Below are 18,946 nucleotides of genomic sequence, written 5' to 3' on the forward strand. Positions count from 1 at the left end.
TACGATGCAGAGTGCAGGTGGTCGCATCATCGACGTGGGCACGGTACGGGCACACGCGATGTCGCTTACGCGCGAAAGCTTCATCCGTGAGTATCCTGGTTATTACTTGGTCGTAACGGCGCATCCGGAGGCGCTAAACATCGGATACCGCACGGTAAATATGACCATCGAAAACGTGCGGCAGTCGAACTTCGACAACGCGTTCGATATCGTCCCTGTGGTCAAAGCGCCGCAAAATCCGTATCCCGACCGGGTGTCGGTCGGGAGAGCCACGAACTGCGATATCGTCCTACGGGACGCGTCCGTATCCAAACTTCACGCGCACTTCCACGATTTCGACAAAGGACCGTTGCGCGTAATCGACCTCGGCTCGAGCAACGGCACCAAGGTGAACAACGCCCCCATCGAAGCCCAAAAGCCCATGGTGCTCGAGCCCGGCGACACCTTGCAAATCGGCGGAGCCAAAGCCCGCGTCGCCGACGGAGACGCCCTGTACGAGTTTTTGCGCTGAAGAGGATTGAACAGGGAGGCGGGGAGGCGGGGAGTTTTTTTGTTCTTCAATCGGCCCAGTTGGCCAACTGGAAAATCAAAAAAGCCTCGGTGCGCGGTGGGAATCGCGTTGTTTCCCTCCCTGCCTCCCCCCCTCCCTGTTCAATCCTCTTCGGGCGTTCGACCTAGAAGATCTCGGGGCACCAGGGGGCGCGGGGGCTGTGGAAGAGGAGGTCGGCGCTGCGCAAGGCGCCGGGGGTGTGTTCGAGGATGCGGCCGGCCCGAGCCATTTGGGTGAAGGTGAAGCCACCCAGGTAGGCCGAGCCGAGGGCGTTGACGTCGAGGGAGAGATCCGGCGCGAGATCCGTGGGGCGGGCGGTGCCGTTCTCGAGGAGGTAGCGGCCCGTGTTGGAGGGCACGAACGTGTCGTTCACATGGAAGACGATGGGCGGGCCCTCGTTGTATTTGCGCTGCGACAAGGCCGCCGCCACATCGAGAAGGCGCACCCATAGGTTGTCGGATACGCGCATGCGCATGTCGCGCGCGGAGGCCAAGAGGAAGAAGAGCGGATGATCCGGCGGGAGCAGGGACGCCTTGACGGTGGTCACCAGATCGAGATCCAGGAGCCAGCGCCAGAGCGCGCGCGTGGCCGCGGGCGAGTCGGCGATGGCCTCTACGATGTCCAAGGTGTTCACCAGGTGAAAGCCGTCGAACCCGGTCGCGGAGCGGTAAAATGCGTAGCCTGCCGGACGGCCTTCGAGCTCGAGCACGATGCGCTGCAAGGGCGGGCGCCCCGCGCGAACGCCGTCGGGATCGCCGACGCGGCGACCGCGCCACCAGCCCTCCGAGCGGCTGCACATGCCCGGCGACTCGGCGCGCACGCGGTCCCAGATCGACGAGAAGAGCGGGATGCTCTCGTCCTCGGTGACGTAGCGCACGTGCGCATCCACCTGCGGGCCATCGACGAAGGCCGTGCCATGGCGCGGAAGCTCGATGTCCCCACCGAGGGAGGCCATGCCGTAGCCGTAGCGGCCATAGATGACACCCTCGCTCGCGTAGAGCGCCGAGACGGCCTGCCCGCGCTTGCGATTTTCCTCGAAGACGCCGCGCATCAAGCCCGTCAAAATGCCGCGCCGGCGGTGCGTGGGCAGCACGCCCACGTGGGTCAATCCGCCGATTTCGGGCGAGACGCCGCCGGGCACCGTCATGCGAAACGTGAACGAGCCGGCCGCACCGACGAGCATGTCGCCGTCGAACGCGGCGTAACGAATCTCATGCTCCGGCACCGAGGAACGCCCCAGGCGATCCGGATTGAACGGAAAGCCCATGGCCGTGCAGACGACGCGAACGTAATCCGAGATCTCATGCGCCGCGACGGCGCGGAACTCTAAGCTCACGGTCCGGTGATATCACGCTCGAGCACCATCTCGGGTCCCATCGGCGGCGGCGAATCCCGGAATCCGAATCGCGCGTAAAGCCTTTGCGCATCGCGTGTATTGAGGCGAACTCGTCGGACGTGGCGTACCGCGGGATGCGCCAACAGGAAGCCCATGATGGCTTGGGCCACGCCCCGGCCGCGCCAGTCGGGTCGCACGATGACGTCGTAGATCCACGCGACCTTCGCACCATCGCTCAGCGCGCGCGCCGTTCCCACGAGCGCGCCTTTCCCGTGTTTCCCGTCTGAGTCGTCGAAGGCGCCGACCCACACCGTGGCTCCGAGAAACGAGCGGGCGATGACCTCCTTGGGGATGCCCACGTTCCAGTAGGTGCCGTCGAGGAGGGCGACGGCTTCGGGAAGGGACCGCTCATCCAGGCCGTCCATGAGGCGAATACCGCTTGGAATGCAGAAATCCGATGCAGCAGCAGGTTCGGGCATACCCCGTATCCTGAGGCAAGAGAAAAGTGCACAACAGCCCCAAATCACCGATTTCCATCGGACAATTGGGCCAAATACCGTATCTAGATTGACACCCGTACAGTGAACCCCATATGTTGTACCTCCCTTCTGAATCGCCTGAACTTGCGAACAGGTACTCAGTGAGGCAAAGTCCTTGAGTTGTGGGACGAGCCACCGAAGACGAAGCAAACTGAGCAGCAGTAACTGAGCAGTACGTACGGAGGAGGAGCCGCACCATGTTGAGCGAATACGTCGCGCCCGCGAAGGCGCGGGCGGTTGCGGACGTGCGTCCGCAAACGACCATGCGGGTCAAGAAGCGCAACGGTTCGACGGAGCCGGTGGACGTGAACAAGATCGTGCGCGCCGTGGGGCGGTGCTGCATCGGTCTGCAGGACGTCGACCCGCTTCGAGTGGCCACGAAGACCATCAGTGGGCTCTACGACGGTGCCAGCACGCGCGAGCTCGACCAGCTCTCGATTCAGACCGCGGCGGCCCTCATCGTCGAGGATCCGCAATACGCGAAGCTCGCGGCGCGGCTTCTGGCGACGTACATCGACAAGGAAGTTCGCAACCAAGAAATCCATGCCTTTTCGCAGTCGATTTCGGCGGCGTACAAGCTGGGGCTCATTGGCGATCGTCTGCACGATTTCGTGACGCGCAACGCGCGCAAGCTGAACGACGCCATCGAGTCGGCGAATGATCACGAATTCGAGTACTTCGGATTGCGCACGGTCTACGACCGATACCTCATCAAGCACCCGAAGGAGCGCCTCGTTCTGGAGACGCCGCAGCAGTTTTTCATGCGCATCGCCTGCGCGCTCTCGGAGACGGCGGCCGAGGCCATCGAGCTGTATCGGCTGTTCTCGTCGCTCGAATATTTGCCCAGCTCCCCCACCCTGTTCAACGCGGGCACGCGCCACGAGCAGCTGTCGAGCTGCTTCTTGCTCGACTCGCCGGGCGACCATCTGGAGGAGATTTACTCGCGCTACACCGACGTGGCGATGCTCTCGAAATTCTCGGGCGGCATCGGCCTCGCGTACCACCGCGTGCGTTCGCGCGGATCGCTCATCGAGAGCACCAACGGGCACTCCAACGGAATCGTGCCGTGGCTGAAGACGCTCGATGCCTCGGTGGCTGCGGTGAACCAAGGCGGCAAACGCAAGGGCGCCTGCTGCGTGTACCTGGAGCCTTGGCACGCGGACATCGAGGAGTTCCTCGAGCTGCGCGACAACACGGGCGACATTGCCGCCCGCACGCACAATTTGAACCTGGCCAATTGGATTCCCGATTTGTTCATGAAGCGGGTCGAGGCCGATGGGATTTGGAGCCTGTTCGACCCGAAGACCGTGCCCGATCTGCCGGACCGATTCGGCGCGGATTTCGAGCGGCGCTACGAAGAAGCGGAGGCCCAGGGGCTCGCCGTCAAGACCGTGAAGGCGCGCGATTTGTACGCGCGGATGATGCGTACCCTGGCGCAGACCGGCAATGGCTGGATGACGTTCAAGGACAAATCGAACCTCGCCTGCAACCAAACGGCGCTGCCCGGTCGCGTGGTGCACCTGTCGAACTTGTGCACGGAGATCCTCGAGGTGACGTCGCGCGAAGAGAGCGCGGTGTGCAATTTGGGGTCGATCAACTTGGGGCGGCACACGTCGGTGGACGAGAACGGCACGGTGTCGTTCGATTACGACAAGCTGGCGCGCACCGTTCGAACCGCGGTGCGGCAGCTCGATCGGGTCATCGATTTGAATTTCTATCCCATTGGGGCCACGCAGCGGTCGAACCAGCGATGGCGGCCGGTCGGGCTCGGGCTCATGGGCCTGCAGGACGTGTTTTTCCAGATGCGTCTGCCCTTCGATTCGCCCAATGCGCGTGAGATTTCGCGGCGCATCTCCGAGGAGGTGTACTTCCACGCGCTCACCACGTCGGTCGATCTCGCGGTCGAAAAGGGAAAGCATCCGTCCTTCGACGAGACGCGCGCGGCACGGGGAGAGCTTCAGTTCGATGCGTGGGGCGTCGTGCCCACGGATGCTGCGCGCTGGGAGGCGCTGCGCGCGCGCATTCGAAGCGAGGGAATGCGCAATTCGCTGCTCGTGGCCATTGCGCCCACGGCGACCATTGCCAGCATTGCCGGTTGCTACGAGTGCATCGAGCCGCAGATTTCCAATCTGTTCAAGCGCGAGACGCTGTCGGGCGACTTCCTGCAGGTGAATCGGTACCTGGTCGCGCTCTTGAAGGAGTTCGGCATGTGGACGGAGGCGATGCGTTCGCGGTTGAAGCTCGCCGAAGGCTCGGTGCAGGCCATCGAGGAGCTGCCCTCCGAGCTGAGGATGCTCTTCCGCACGGCGTGGGAGATCCCGATGCGCGCGCTCATCGACATGGCGGCGGATCGCGGAGCGTTCATCGATCAGAGCCAATCGCTCAATCTGTTCAGCGCGTCGCCGAACATCGGACAGCTCTCGAGCATGTATTTCTATGCATGGAAACGCGGCCTGAAGACGACCTATTACCTGCGTTCGCGCCCGGCGACGCGCATTGCCAAGGCCACGGTTTCGCCGGAGATGCCCGGCTCGCCGGGCTCGACTTTCAACGCAGCGTCGGCGGTCGCATGCTCGTTGGAAAACCCTGAATCGTGCGAGGCTTGCCAATGAGTGTTCGACGACCCGCGCGCATCCTCGATCCGGGGCTGTGCCTTACGTTGCGGCCGATGGCTTACCCGGTGTTTTTCGAGATGTACCGGGATGGCATCAAAAACACGTGGACCGTGGAGGAGGTCGATTTCTCCACGGACACCGCGGATCTGCAAAAGAAGATGAGCGACGCCGAGCGGCATCTCGTGCAGCGGCTCATTGCATTTTTCGCCACGGGAGATTCCATCGTGGCGAACAATCTGGTGCTCAATCTTTACAAGCACATCAACGCGCCCGAAGCCCGCATGTACCTCTCGCGGCAGCTGTACGAGGAGGCGTTGCACGTGCAGTTCTATCTCACGCTGCTCGACACCTACGTGCCCGATCCCGACGAGCGCCATCGGGCGTTCGCCGCGGTGGAGAACATTCCGAGCATCCGCAAAAAGGCGGAGTTTTGCATGCGGTGGCTCGACGGGCTGCAGGAGATCGATCGGCTGCCGGCCGGGCCGGAGGGGCGCGCGGCGCGGCAGCAGTTCCTGCTCAATTTGATTGCGTTCGCGGCGTGCATCGAAGGGCTCTTTTTCTTCGGCGCCTTTGCGTACGTCTACTTTCTGCGCTCGCGCGGCCTGCTCCATGGGCTGGCGGCGGGAACGAATTGGGTCTTTCGCGACGAGAGTGCGCACATGGCCTTTGCCTTCGAGGTAGTCAAGACGGTGCGCCGCGAGGAGCCGGAGCTCTGGGATGCCTCGCTCGAAGCGTCGATTTACGCGATGCTCGACGAGGCCATCGACTGCGAGACGCAGTTCGCCGAGGATCTCCTCGGGTACGGCGTGGTCGGGCTCTCCGTGGACAGCGTGCGCCAGTACCTGGAGTTCTGCGCGGACCAGCGTCTTTCGACTCTGGGTTTGCGCAAACGTTACAACGTGAAGAATCCGTTTTCGTTCATGGCCCTGCAGGACGTGCAGGAGGTGACGAACTTTTTCGAACGCCGCGTGTCGGCCTACCAGGTCGGCATCACGGGCGAGGTCGTCCTCGACGCGGCGTTCTGAAAATGAAGCGCTAGAAGCGGCCCTGCCAGGAGACGCCGCCGGAACGATGGTCGAACCACGGCGTGAGGTGGGCGCGCTCGTCTTTCGGGGCGTCGGCGGGCTTGCCAACGAAGTACCAAATGAGGCCGCCCGCGATGGCGGCGAGGCCCACGCTGCCGACGACGACGCCGACGTTCACCAGCTTGGCGCCGTTCGAGGCGTCTTTGAAGACGGGAGAGCCCGGCGCGGCGGAGCAGTCTTTGGACCAGTAGCTGCACTCGCTCGGAACTTTGTTGAGGCCGATGATGGCGATGACACCACCGGTCACCAAGGCGGCCGCGCCTGCACCCGCGAGGACGATGGGACCGACACTGCGGCTCGGCCTCTCGTCCTTCGGAGAGGTCTCGCCCTCGTTGGCGGAGGGCGGCGCGACGGCGCCGTTGGCGGGCGCCCCCAGATCCGGAAAGGTGCCGACGACGAGGCGTTCGCGCTCGCCTTGGTGCACGACGACCTTTTGCTCCACCTTCTTGTCGCCGTGCAAAAACTTGATCGTGTGCTCGCCCGGGTCGACGTCGAAGCTCTTGCCCTTGTCGAGCCGATCGGCGACCTGCACATCGTCCACGAAGACGATGGTGTCGACCACGTCGTTGCCACGAGCGTCGCGCGCGACGAAGGACACGCTGGGTACGGTGCGGGTCATCTCGTCGGCAAAGCGCGCGCAATCTCCTTGAATGAGGGAGGGGCAACCGCTCTGGGCGCACCTGAGAAAGAGCTCGCGCGCCTGGGATACTTTGCCCGAATCGCGCAGCGTCTGTCCGCGGCTATGCGCGTCGAGGCACTGCTCTTTGGTCATCGGATCGGCGGCGCGTGCTTCGGCGGCGAAGGCCGTAATGGCGGCGAAGGCAAAACAAACGTGAATCGCACGTATCATGACGAGGCAAATCCTCTCCCCTGGTCTTGTCGGCTCCCCCTCTCGGGGGCGTGGGGCGGCGGAGCCCCCCACAACCTGACTAGATGCAGCCCGGCTTGTATAGCTTCTTCGTGCCTTCGAAGTAAAACGGCGGATCGCAGTTCGGCGTCGCGGAAGGTGCGCCGGATGCCGCCGGAGCACCACCCGCGGAGGGGGCCGGACGCTGCGGAGACTTGGTCGATGCCCCCGGACGCGCGGACGGCGCTCGATAGGCGGGCAACTTGGGGACACTCGCACTCACCTGCGAGGCCATCGGAGCACTCGAAGTCGGCGCGCTCGAAGCCACCGCCGAAGCCGATGCGGCGACGGGCGGGGGCGGTGCAGCCGCCGGCACGGGCGTGGGCGTCGGCACAGGAGCCGCCGCCACGGTCTCGGTGGCAACCGGCGGTGGTGGCTGTGGCGTCGCCGCCTCCGCCTGGATGCCGAAACGAGGCTTCATGTAGACGAAAACCACGACGGCCGCAGCGATCAACGCGAGGCCGATGATCCACGGCCACTTGCGCCGCCCCTCCGACGGGGCGACCTCCGTCTTCGCCGTGCCGCTCGGCGTCTGCCGGATGCGAAGTCGGGGGCGGCTTCCGCCCATGCTCTCACGTGCGCCGCTGGTATACTTGGCGGCGCTGATCGTCGAAATGGCGGGCACGCTCGCCCGGATCGCGCCGAGGTACGTCTCCAATGTCTCGCGGCGCTCCGCACGTTCGTCGGCGAACATGTCGGCGACGCGTGCCGACACGTCGCGAACCGACACGGGTTCTCCGGCATTGCGCAGGTAGCGCTCCAGATCGGCCAGAAACTCGACGGCCGTCGAGTAGCGATCTTCCGGCTTCAACGCGCGCGCCTTGTCGCAGATGCGCACCAACTCCACCGGGGCGGTGGGCACCTCTTTGCCGAGCGACGGGATCTGCCCCTGCGACAACAGCGAGAGAACCTCCGCGTCGGATTTCTGGTGCCACATGGGCGCACCGGACACCGCTTCCCAGATCATCACGCCGACGGCGAAGAAGTCGGTGCGCACCGTGATTTCGCCGGTGAGCTGCTCGGGCGCCATGTACCAGGGCTTGCCCTTGAAGACGCCAATGCGCGTCTTCAAGCGCGAGTTCTTTGCCTTGGCGATGCCGAAGTCGAGCAGCTTGACCTGCCCGTCGTACGTGACGAACACGTTCTCCGGGTTCACGTCGCGATGGACCAGGCCCATCGCGCTGCCGTCGAAGTCGGTGAGCGAGTGAGCGTACTCGAGCGCGCGGAGCACCTCGCACAGGACACGCAGGTACATCTCCAGGGAGAACCCGAGATGTCGGGCGGCGAGCACCCGGGCCAGCGACTGTCCGCTCAGGTACTCCATGGCAATGAAGTGGCGGTCGCCTTCACTGCCCACCTCGTACGTGTGGACGATGTTCGGGTGATGTAGACGGGAGGCCACCCTCGCCTCCTCGTAAAACATCGCTAGAAAATCGGGATCACGAGCGAACTCCGGCTTTAGCTCCTTGAGGACCACCAGCTTGCTGAAGCTGCCCGGTCCTTGGGCCATTGCGATGTAAACATTCCCCATCCCCCCTTGCTCGAGATCGGCAATTAATTGGTATTTCCCGATCACGTGCTCGGAGGCAGTGCTCTCCGGCATCGCACTTCCTCCATCATCTTCGACTTCGACGAGTCGTAGTTGCCGCCCACGATGATCTTTTATCATCACCCAACTCGGTCAAATGTAAATCGTTATGGCTGTGCCTTCGCGCCAAAAATATGCGTTGCTGAAGGAACCATCCGCATTGATGCGAGTTCCCCACACGCTCTTTGAATAGTTGTGGTCGGATGGAGAGAAACCCGAGTTCGTCCCAAGCCCGATCTCGTCACCCGTGCTCAGGTGTTCGAACGTATTGATGAGACTCTCGGAGGTAATGGCGCCATTGTGTTGCAGCAGCCCGGCAATGAAGACACGCCCCGCGATGTAGCCCTCGAAGGACGTAAAATTCCGCTTGGTCGGGTCGCTGCTGGTCAAGTCGTTGTACGACTGAACCAAGCTTGCCTGGTCTTGCGCGTAGTTTGGCACGACCTGCGACACGAGCACGTTCTCGGTGTACTTGGGACCGAGAGCCTTGAGCCTGTTGGCCAATGAATTCGGACCGACGAACGACACGTTGCTGAATACGACGGTCGTGCGGTCCTTGTAGGTGGGATTGTCCGACCGCCAATCTTGAACGGCTTTGATGAAAGCCTCACCCACAGGATAGGTATCCGTCATGAGGATACCGAAGGTGTGTTTGCTGGTCGTGTTCGAATCGGCATCCACCACACCTTTGATGTAGTTGATGACCTTCGTAGCTTCCGCCTGCGCCGAGGAAACCGAGTCGCGCGTGTAGCGGCTGCGAAAGAGCGCCTCGGAGTTGGGCAGCGCGGTCAATCCCTGAGAGGCCTGCAGCGCATTGTACGCGTCGATCAATCCAGAGAACCCGGCCTGCCCGTACGAGTCGTTCTGATCGAAGCTGATGAGGTGCTTGTAGTCTTTGATCGAATGGTGCGCGATGAAGTACTCCATCGTCGCGCGCGCCTCTTGGGCGTAACTCGCGCGCACGTTGAAGATGAACTTCTTGCACTCCGGGCCGGCTGTCTCGTCGCGAAGCAACAACTTCGCACCGGTGAAGGCACCGAAGAAGAGCGTCTGCGTCTCGACGGCAATGGGAGCAAACCTCGCCATCGTGGGGGTGCCGACATTTCCGAGAATGGCAAGCACCGCGTTCGAACCCCGATCGAGCCGATTGGTGGACACGGGGTTCACTCCATCCGGGTACAATGCGGCGGTCTGCGGATTCTTCGTCGTCGACTGGCAACGCGGGGTCGCGCCGACGGCTGACTGGACGTCCAGCAGCTCCCTCGCCTTCTCTTCGGCGGTGGCCGGATCGTAGCCGTCGTCCTCGAACTTGAGGATCAACGTGCGACCGCGAACACCACCGCGATCGTTCTGTGCCTTGAAAGCGAGGTTGATGCCGGCCTTCATCTCGAGGCCGAGGTCCTGGCTCGGACCATTGCCGACGGCGGAGAGGCCGATGTTCAGCGGGGCTTGATCAGGCTGCACGCATGCCGCCGATTTACCTGTCTTGTTGCCCTCTTGGCCTGCTTGAACGCAGACCAGGTTCGACCCGCAGTCGCCGTCGATCTTGCACTCACGCGCCGAAAACTCCGTAGAACATGCGCCGCCAACCAATGCGGCAATTGCCACGGGTGCTCCCACCAGAAACACCTTGGAGAAAAATTTCATCCAACCTGCCCCCTGCCCAAGTTACTGCCGCAGTTTCTGCGTTTGGCGCGCCGCGATCTCGACCCGCTCGACTCGATTCTCATGCCTCGATGATCCCTGATCTCGCGAAACAATTCGATGGGTTAGCGCTAGCAATCGAACAATAAAATCGTGAGGCTTTGAAACGTGCAAACCCGCTACGGATGAGGCTACGTCGATCTGCGACAAGGTCAAGAGGCGTCGCGTCATCGACGAGGATCTTTCGCACTGGTGGGAGCGAAAGGTCCTCCATCCAAGTTTCAGCATCCTCCGTGGCGCGCGCTAGCCCTATTGAAACGTCCTATGGCCTTTCTTATTCGGATATGACGTGGTCACCGGACTGACCGGCGTGTGATGAGACTCCGCAAATGCCGAGCAAACTCGGTATTGTCTTGGTATCCGCGAAAAATTCCGGCGCCGGGCCCAATCGCTCCGACGACCACGGGTTCGGTCGTATGACCGGACGTTCCCCAATAGAACCCCGTTTGGCGAGAGACCATCCGCGCGAGCGCCGTGGCAACTGCGTCGCGCCGATCGCGCCCGTCGGGTCGTCTTCCTTCGCCGGCGTCACCAAGCTGGCCAGCCTCCAGGATCGTGCGGCGCAATTCGGCGTCCAGGATGAAGCCGGGAAAGTGCATGGCCAACAATTGGTCCAGTGTTTCCGCGGCCGACGCAGCTGACGTGACGGGCGCGCTGGCAATCTTGTCCGCCGCAACCTCGAGTGACAAAGAGATGCGGTCGATGAGGCGAAGCTCCGTTTCACCCGGAACGATGCGAGCGTTCGATCGAGCCGCGCGGGCCGTGGTGACGCTCAGGCCCCCGGTCTCGTGGTCGCCCGTGACAATCACCAAGGTGTCGGGGTGCTGCTTCTGGAAATCGAGGGCGACGGCCACGGCGTCGTCGAAGTCCCATAGGGCGTGCATCAAGCCGGCGATGTCGTTGGCGTGGCCGGCATTGTCGGTGCTTTCATTCTCGACGAAGAGCAAGAACCCGCGCTCGTCCCGCGAAAGGACGCTCAATGCGGCGCGTTCCCTTTCGGCGACGGTGGGCCGGTCGACGAAGGACTGCGGGGACTCGGGAAAAAGGCCGAGCAGTCGCGCTGGCGTGCCCCCGGGCGGCGACGAAACGCGCAGGTCAGCCAGGTCATTCGCGTTCTGCACGACGCGGTAGCCTTTCGCGGTGAAGGCTGCGATGACGTCCTCGCCGTCGTTTCGCTTTCCGACTGGCGACGGGAGGAAGTAGTCGGCGCCGCCGCCCATGAGGACGTCCGGCTCGAAGGCACGGTATTGGTCGACGATGGTTTGAAAGGCGCGCCGATCGTTGGCGTGCACGCTGAAGCCGGCGGGCGATGCATCGTAAATGGCGGTGGTGGTGACCAAGCCGGTGCGCAGGCCGGCGGCCTTCGCCGTCTCCATCATGGTGGGGAGCGGTTTGCCGTCCGGCGCGATGCTGAGCATGAAGTTGTGCGTCTTTTCCCCGGTCGACATGGCGGTGGCCGCGGCCGCGGAATCGGTGACCATGCCGGTGGCCGAGCAGGTGCTCATCAAGCCAAGGGTGCCCTGCCGAAAGACGACATCGGTGACGAGAAAGGGGCGCTTTCGCAGGTGTTCGCTGGTGTAGCGGCCGAATTCCCATTGTGTGGAGGCCGTTCCGTCCGCAAAGAGAACAATGACGTTCTTGGGGAAAGCCGCCTGCGGTGTAGCCGGCGCGATCTTCGATGCGGGCGCGCACGCCGCGCAGACCGCCGTAGCTACCGCGAGAAAAAAGCCCCGTCTCATGTACCCAATAGGATGGAGCTTCTCGAACCGGAGAGCGAATCGAAACTTCGCGCGACCTCCGTATTCATTTTTTCGATGGCTGCTACGCCAATCGATTGGTTTTTTTGAATCGAGTGCGACCTCCGCTTAGGAGGTGTCAGATGCAGCCTACGCCACTTTTGTGGACTGGCAGTCGACAGTGGATCGCCAGACCACGCGCGTGCTGGCTTTTTTTCCGGGGATTCCGCGACGAGGCGAACGGTACCGGCGTTGCAGTGCAGCTTGCTCGCAGCACGGACGATCCTCCACGCAGAGCAAGACACGCAAGACAGGACAGGTGGCGATTTGAAGACGACAACGCTGGTCTGGAGCATTCTTGGAGCGGCCGCTCTGGCATGGGGCGGCGTCGGATGCGCAGGGGCCGAGTCGAGGGACGATTCCGGTTCGGGCGATGCACCGGGCGATACGGGCGAGATGTCCGAAGAGGCGCTCACGCAGGCCGTGGGCTCGGCGGCGTTTCTGCCGAAGGGCAATGCGAAAAGCATCCTGCGAGGTGCGGCGCTCTTCTTCTTCGAGTTCCCCGGCGTCAAAGGAAACGGGCGAACCTGTGCGACGTGCCATCGACCCGAGGATGGCTTCGGCCTTTCCGCCGCCTCGGCGGAAGCGCTTTACCGCAGGACGAAGGGGCGCGATCCCCTGTTCAAGTCGATCGATGCGGACGACGGCAAGGACGACTACACGAGCCTTCGCACGAAGGGTCTGATTCGCGTCACCTTGAAGCTGCCGCCGAACGTGCACTTGGCCGACGATCCGGCGGCGACTTCCGTGACCGTGCTACGCGGTGTGCCGCCGGTGTTGAACATCGGGCTCACGGCGCCGTACCAGCAGGACGGACGGCAGCCGAATCTGCCGTCGCAGGCGCTCGGTGCGCTGCACGATCATTCGCAGATCCAGCGTGAGCCGGGCGCGGGGTTGCTCTCCGACGTGGCGGAGTTCCAAAAGGTGCTCTTCTCGTCGCCGGGCATGTACCTGGTGGCCAGGGCGCTCGAAAAGGGCGAGACGCCGCCGGATCCGGATCCGCCGCTGAATGCCCTGGAGCAAGAGGGCAAGACGCTGTTCACGAACAAGTGCTCCTCACTTTGCCACAGCGGCCCGACGGGGGCGGGCTCCAACATCGGGTTCGGGCAGGCGCAGAATCTCTTCGTCTCGGGTCCGCGTCCGCCGGAGGTGCCGTTCGGATTCAAACCGAGCACGTTGCCGGTGCGGCCGTACATCTTCACCTTGCCCGATGGAAGCATCGCCCCCTGCCCGCTCACGCAGAAGAAGGAGCCGTGCCCGAGCACCGATCCGGGAATTGCGCTCATCAGCGGCAAAATCGAAGATTTCAATTCGTTCGATATTCCGCAATTGCATGGTCTGCGCTTCACCGCACCGTACTTCCACGACAACAGCGCAGCCACCATGGAGGAAATGCTGCAGCACTACACCGCGCTGATGGAGTTCCTCAACGCCGTGGGCGCCCCCGGCATCCCGCACCTCCCGCCATCGGATTATCCGGCGATGCTCGCGTATTTGAAGAAACTCTAGTCTCGCGCTCTCCTCTTCCCCCGTGCCCGTGCCCGTGCCCTTGCCCGTGCCCGATCGGACGGCGCGGCTCTGAGCCGACGCCTACTGTTCGCAAGCCTGCGCGAGTCGAATGAGCATCGACACCATCCGCACGATCATCTCCTTGCCGCTGCGGTGACCGGCTTCGTCGAGAACCTTCAGCCTCGCGCAGATGTCCAGCAGCGCCGCGGACTCTGTCGCCGATCCGCGCGCGATCAAGTAATAGCGTCGCTTGTCGGGCTTCGACACCTTGCCTGCGCCCTCCGCGATGTTGAGCACGATCGACATTGACGCTCGCGTAAACTGGTCGGTCAGATGACCGTGCCCGCGTGGAAATGACTCGATGACGCCGTTCACGAAGATCAGGAAATCCAGGGCCAAGTGGTAGACGTCGAGTCGCTCGTGATCCAGGACCATGTCTGCTCATCGGCCACGGAGCGACCTATGTTGCCTCGGGCACGGGCACGGGCACGGGCACGGGCACGGGCACGGGCACGGAGTTAGAGCAGGTGTTTGCGGATTAGACGATACAGGTAGGTGCGGTCGACGCCGGCGGCGCGGGCGGCGTTGGAGACGTTGCGGGCGTGGCGGGCGAGAAGGCGACGGACGTATTCGCGTTCGCCGGTGTCGCCCCAGCTCTCGCGGAATCGTTTGAAGTCGGCGTCGAAGATGGCGGGGTCGAAGTCGGCGACGCCGGGTAAGGAACCCGGTGCGGGCGGCGGCAGAGAGGGGGACGGTGAAAAGGCGGGGAACTGTGCGCTGTTCGAGGCGGAGGCCACGGGGACGCCTTCGCCTGCGGTGTCGCTCAAGGAAAGTGCGACTTGGGCGCCCATCACCGCGGCGCGGTGGACGAAGTTGCGAAGGGCGCGCACGTTGCCGAGCCAGGGGCGCTTGGTGAGCTGGGCCACGATTTCCGGACTGGCGACCACCCCGCGCGGGAGAAAACGCTCGACGAGCAAGGGCACGTCGTCCAGATGCTCGCGAAGCGGGGGCACGCTGACCGGGAGGACCGCAAGGCGGAAATAGAGGTCCTCGCGAAAGTCACCGGCGTTGACCATCGTGCGCAGGTCGCGGTGCGTGGCCGAGAGGAAGCGCACATTCACTTTGCGGCGCGACGTCTCGCCCACGCGGCGGATGGTGCCCGATTCGAGCGCGCGCAAAAGACGCGGCTGGACGGACATGGGCAGATCGCCGATCTCGTCGAGGAAGACGGTGCCGCCGTCGGCGGCTTCGATGGCGCCGGTGCGGGCGGTGATGGCACCGGTGAAAGCGCCCTTGGCGTGGCCAAAGAGCTCACTTTCGATGAGGTTCTCGGGAAGCGCGGCGCAGTCGACGATCACGAACGGCTTGTCCGCGCGGGGTGAAGCCTCGTGGATGGCCTGGGCGACCAGCTCCTTGCCGGTACCGGTCTCGCCCTGGATGAACACGGGGGAGTCCGCCTTCGCGATGTTCGACAGGTAGGCGAACAGGGCGCGCATGACCGGGGTGCGGCCGACCAGAGGGCCGAAGCTTTCCTCCGGCCAGAGCTCGGGCGGTTGTTGCTCGCCGTCGTAGACCACGGTGAGCTCGGTCACGCCGAGTTTCACCTTGCTGCCGTCGGCGACGCGCGCCCGGGAGACGAGGACGCCCTCGACGAAGGTGCCGTTGCGGCTACCGAGATCGCGGATCCAGACGCCGTCTTCGCGCAGCTCGATTTCCGCGTGGAGGCGCGACACCGTGGTATCCGTGATGACCACCGAAACGCCGCTCGCGGAGCCGAGAAGCGTCGAGGGCATGGTGAGCTTGACCTTGTGTTGCCCGCGCAGGTCTCGCCACATCAGGTGAGGACAAGGGGCAGCCTTGGCGCGGGGCTCGAATGTTTGGACCTTGGTGTGCTCGCCGCCGGGTGGAACTGCGTGTCGCATGAATGGAACAGCCTGCATCATGTTCTCTCCGAAGCGACGCCGCAAGAGTCCACATTGACGCAGGATACCAAGCAGCGATGATGGGACGATGCACCTCTCGCCGCGCGACATCGACAAGCTCGTTCTGCACCAAGCCGGTTTTCTCGCGCAAAAGCGCCTCGCCCGCGGGACGCGCCTCAATTACCCGGAGGCGGTCGCGCTGCTCGCCACGCAGCTGCTCGAGTGGATCCGCGATGGGCGCTCGGTGGCGGAGCTGATGGACCTCGGACGCCGCGTGCTGGGACGCCGCCAGGTGCTGCCCAGCGTGCCCGAGATGATTCACGAGGTGCAAGTCGAGGGCACGTTCCCCGATGGAACCAAGTTGGTCACCGTGCACGATCCCATCGTGCTCGACGACGGCGATCTGTCGCTGGCACTGTACGGGAGCTTTTTGCCTCTGCCCGATCTGGCCATTTTCGGCGAGACGGAGCTGGCCGAGACGAAGCCGGGCGAAATCGAGGTGGCGGCCGGCGAAGTCGATCTGTATGCGGGGCGCAAGCGAACGACGATCACCGTGACGAGCCGCGGCGATCGGCCGATTCAGGTGGGCAGCCACTATCCGTTCGCAAAGACCAACGCGGCACTGGATTTCGACCGCGTGGCCGCGGAGGGAAAGCACCTGGCCGTCCCCGCGGGCACGGCCGTGCGCTTCGAACCGGGTGAGACGCGCACCGTGACCTTGGTCGAGAATAGTGAGGGGTTAGGGGTTAGGGGTTAGGGAAGAAGACGAACGATGAAGGTCCGGGGATGAGAAAGAATTCTCTCTTCCCTAAACCCTAAACCCTATCCCCTAAACCCTATTCCGGCGCGATCCAAACTTCGACGCGGCGGTTGCGTTCGCGGCCCGTTTCGTCGGCGTTGGAGGCGACGGCCATCTCGGCGCCGAAGCCGTCGATCTGGGCGGCGTGCACGCCACGGGCGGCGAGCTCCTCGCCCACGGCCTTGGCGCGCTCGCGCGAGAGCTGGAGATTTTGCGCGGGGTTGCCGACGCCGTCGGAGAAGCCGAGAAGCAGGACGCGGGCACCGGGCTGGCCGTTCAAGAAGGCAACGACCCGGTCGAGATCGCGGGTGCCGCGGCTGTCGAGTTCTTTGGTGCCGCTGCGGAAGCGGAAGTCGAGGGAGAGGCGGCGGGCGCGCTTGATGGTGTACGCATAGCGCGCGGAGCATCGCTTCTCGCAGGCATCCGGCTCGTGCATGCGAACGCTGAGATCGACGAAGCCTGCCGCTCGGGCAGTGTTCTGGCCATCCGGGGAGAGCGCGAAGGTGACGAGCTCGCGGGTGAGCGGACTCGAAGGGCGGGCCGCCGTATAGAAATAGAGGCGGCGCGAAAGCATGTAGCCCTCGGTGGTGACCGTGAAGGGCGAAGGAAACATCGGCGGCGCGCCGCGATCGGAGACGGCCAGCGCGGTGGCCGAGCGGATGTACGCGAGCCCGATGAAGCCGATCCCACCGGGTTCGTTGGCGACGGCATCCGAGAGGGCATCGCTGTCGGCGAAGCGCTTGGCGGAGCCGACGAGCTTGTCCTTGCCGAGGATGAAATGTTTGAACGTGTCGTACGTGCCCGAAGCATCGTCGCGCGCGAACACGCTGATGGGGCCCGCGGCCGCACCGAGCTCGGACCAATCGTGCGCCGTGCCGGTGAAGATGCGACGGAGTTGGTCGGCATCGAGCGCCCGCACGGTGTTGTTCGGATGGACGACCACGGCGATGCCGTCGAGCGCGATGACGTGCTCGTTGGCGGGCGAGCGCATTTCGCCGAGGCCCTTTTGCGCGAGCAGCACGACCTCGTCATCGTGGATGGCCCGCGATGCCATGCCCACGTCGCACGTGCCGTTCGCCAGGCCGGTGAAGGCGGTCGCGCTTCCCTCCGCCTCGACGGAGATGACCTGCGGGTGCTCGTCGCCGCGCGCGGCGCGAATGTCGACGGATTGCGGCTTTTTGCCGGGCGCGCGGGACGTTTGTGCGAAGCCCTTCTTCTTGAAGTACGCCTCCACCAGCGCAGGCGCGAGCTCGGCGCCGATGGTGTTGGACCCGCACAAGCGCAGCACACGTTCTTCGTTGTCGGCAGCATCGCGCTGCGAGGCGATCTGCGCGGCAGCGGCTTTCTCGGGGTTCGGACGGAGACCGTGCGCGACCACCACACCGGTCGCGGCGGCGGCGAGCGCCAGGGTGATGCCACCCAGGACCAATCCGAGGCGGCGACGCTCGGCCGCCTCCCGATCGCGCTTCGCCTCGGCGCGCACGGTCGAATAAATGGGATGGCTCGTCGAGTGCGGAGTGACATTCGACGCCGAGGGACCGAGCACCAACGTAGGCACCGAGTCGATGTTGCGCGGCGCATCCCCATCTTGGACGCGCATGCACTCGGTGATGCGATCGCGAACGGCCGCGCGCTCCTTCTCGAAGAGCTGTGCCACCCACTCGCCCACGCGGTCGCGCGGGATGGGGTGCATGCCCGCATACTCGAAGTAGCTCTGCAGCGCCGCACGCATCTCGGCCGCCGTCTCGAAGCGGCTGTCGGGATCTTTCTGCAGCGCGCGCGCACACACGGCGTCGAGGATCGGGTGCACGTCCGGGTTGACGCTGGAGAGGAGCGGGATCTCCTCGAGCAGCAGCTTGTGCATCGCCTCCATGGGCGTGTCGGCCCGAAAGAGGCGCCGGTGAGCGAGCAGCTCCCAGAGCACGATGCCGGTGGCGAACACGTCGGCGCGGCGGTCGATGGGATCGCCACGCACCTGCTCGGGGGCCGTGTACGAGGGCTTGCCCTTGAAGGTGCCGGCCTGCGTCGCCGTGTTGCTCAAGTTGGTGCGCGCGATGCCGAAGTCGACCAGCTTGACCTCGCCATCGTAGGTGACGAACACGTTCTGCGGGCTGATGTCGCGATGGACGATGCCCAGCGGCGTGCCGTCGAAGTCGTGCAGCTCGTGGGCGTAGTGGAGCCCGCTGAGCACGTCCATGATGATCTGCACCGCCACCGGTGCGGAGACGGGTGCGCCGCTCTTGGTGGCCGCGGTGGCGAGACGCCCGAGCGGTTGCCCCTCGAGGTACTCCATCGCCATGAAGTGCTGCCCTTCGTGCACGCCCACTTCGAGCGTCTGCACGACGTTGGGGTGGCGAAGGCGCGCAGCCAGACGCGCTTCGTCGAGCAGCATCGCGCGGTACGTGTCCTCTTCGGCCACGTCCGCGCGAAGCTTCTTCACGACGACGAGTTTGCGGAATCCGACCGGACCGCTTTGCAGCGCCAGGTAGACGTCCGCCATACCCCCGCGACCAAGCGTGGCGATGAATCTGTATTTGCCAAAGCGCGCAGACGTCCCCACGTGGGCGGCTTATACCCAATCCGAGATGTCGGCCGT

The 18,946-nt window shown here is 64.1% G+C and carries 14 protein-coding genes; 5 read left to right on the top strand and 9 right to left on the bottom strand.

Annotated elements, in window-relative coordinates:
• Positions 1-4: 4 nt before the first annotated feature.
• Positions 5-511: an FHA domain-containing protein gene (locus LZC95_23905; GenBank protein ID WXA99847.1), complete on the top strand. Its 507-nt coding sequence runs from the start codon at positions 5-7 to the stop codon at positions 509-511.
• 163 nt (positions 512-674) lie between these two features.
• On the opposite strand, the gene LZC95_23910 is transcribed toward LZC95_23905, so the two are convergent.
• Both LZC95_23910 and LZC95_23915 read right to left on the bottom strand, forming a co-directional pair.
• Positions 675-1,886, bottom strand: a complete 1,212-nt coding sequence (locus LZC95_23910) for a GNAT family N-acetyltransferase (protein ID WXA99848.1) — start codon at positions 1,884-1,886, stop codon at positions 675-677.
• A complete protein-coding gene (locus tag LZC95_23915; GenBank protein WXA99849.1) occupies positions 1,883-2,311 on the bottom strand; it encodes a GNAT family N-acetyltransferase in 429 nt (142 codons plus the stop codon). Before LZC95_23915 ends, LZC95_23910 begins: the two co-directional genes overlap by 4 nt.
• Positions 2,312-2,622: 311 nt before the next feature.
• Between LZC95_23915 and LZC95_23920 the strand changes: the two genes are divergently transcribed.
• Both LZC95_23920 and LZC95_23925 read left to right on the top strand, forming a co-directional pair.
• Positions 2,623-5,037, top strand: a complete 2,415-nt coding sequence (locus LZC95_23920) for a ribonucleoside-diphosphate reductase subunit alpha (protein WXA99850.1) — start codon at positions 2,623-2,625, stop codon at positions 5,035-5,037.
• Complete coding sequence (locus tag LZC95_23925; GenBank protein ID WXA99851.1) at positions 5,034-6,065, top strand: ribonucleotide-diphosphate reductase subunit beta; 1,032 nt, start codon at positions 5,034-5,036, stop codon at positions 6,063-6,065. Before LZC95_23920 ends, LZC95_23925 begins: the two co-directional genes overlap by 4 nt.
• Positions 6,066-6,075: 10 nt before the next feature.
• Here the strand turns inward: LZC95_23925 and LZC95_23930 are convergent, their stop codons facing one another.
• The 4 genes from LZC95_23930 to LZC95_23945 all read right to left on the bottom strand — a co-directional run bounded on the left by LZC95_23930 (position 6,076) and on the right by LZC95_23945 (position 12,063).
• A complete protein-coding gene (locus tag LZC95_23930) occupies positions 6,076-6,975 on the bottom strand; it encodes a hypothetical protein (protein ID WXA99852.1) in 900 nt (299 codons plus the stop codon).
• A 79-nt stretch (positions 6,976-7,054) separates the two neighbouring features.
• Positions 7,055-8,635, bottom strand: coding sequence for a serine/threonine protein kinase (locus LZC95_23935; GenBank protein ID WXA99853.1), 1,581 nt, complete (start codon positions 8,633-8,635; stop codon positions 7,055-7,057).
• A 78-nt stretch (positions 8,636-8,713) separates the two neighbouring features.
• The gene (locus LZC95_23940; protein WXA99854.1) at positions 8,714-10,267 is read right to left on the bottom strand and encodes an ABC transporter substrate-binding protein; all 1,554 of its coding nucleotides are present in this window, start codon (positions 10,265-10,267) and stop codon (positions 8,714-8,716) included.
• Positions 10,268-10,617: 350 nt separating this feature from the next.
• Positions 10,618-12,063, bottom strand: coding sequence for an alkaline phosphatase (locus LZC95_23945; protein WXA99855.1), 1,446 nt, complete (start codon positions 12,061-12,063; stop codon positions 10,618-10,620).
• 324 nt (positions 12,064-12,387) lie between these two features.
• Between LZC95_23945 and LZC95_23950 the strand changes: the two genes are divergently transcribed.
• Positions 12,388-13,629 carry a hypothetical protein gene (locus LZC95_23950; GenBank protein ID WXA99856.1) on the top strand — a complete coding sequence of 414 codons (1,242 nt, stop codon included), beginning with the start codon at positions 12,388-12,390 and terminating at the stop codon, positions 13,627-13,629.
• Positions 13,630-13,710: 81 nt separating this feature from the next.
• Here the strand turns inward: LZC95_23950 and LZC95_23955 are convergent, their stop codons facing one another.
• Positions 13,711-14,064 (bottom strand): four helix bundle protein, encoded by a 354-nt coding sequence (locus LZC95_23955; protein WXA99857.1) that lies wholly within the window; start codon positions 14,062-14,064, stop codon positions 13,711-13,713.
• Between the two features lie 83 nt (positions 14,065-14,147).
• Positions 14,148-15,551 (bottom strand): sigma 54-interacting transcriptional regulator, encoded by a 1,404-nt coding sequence (locus LZC95_23960; GenBank protein ID WXA99858.1) that lies wholly within the window; start codon positions 15,549-15,551, stop codon positions 14,148-14,150.
• An 88-nt stretch (positions 15,552-15,639) separates the two neighbouring features.
• Here LZC95_23960 and ureA point away from each other — a divergent pair, with 88 nt between their 5' ends.
• Positions 15,640-16,308: an urease subunit gamma gene (gene ureA, locus LZC95_23965; protein ID WXA99859.1), complete on the top strand. Its 669-nt coding sequence runs from the start codon at positions 15,640-15,642 to the stop codon at positions 16,306-16,308.
• A 79-nt stretch (positions 16,309-16,387) separates the two neighbouring features.
• Here the strand turns inward: ureA and LZC95_23970 are convergent, their stop codons facing one another.
• A complete protein-coding gene (locus LZC95_23970; protein ID WXA99860.1) occupies positions 16,388-18,910 on the bottom strand; it encodes a protein kinase in 2,523 nt (840 codons plus the stop codon).
• Between the last annotated feature and the right edge of the window lie 36 nt (positions 18,911-18,946).

Source organism: Sorangiineae bacterium MSr12523 (assembly GCA_037157775.1).
GTDB classification, from domain to species: domain Bacteria; phylum Myxococcota_A; class Polyangia; order Polyangiales; family Polyangiaceae; genus Pendulispora; species Pendulispora brunnea.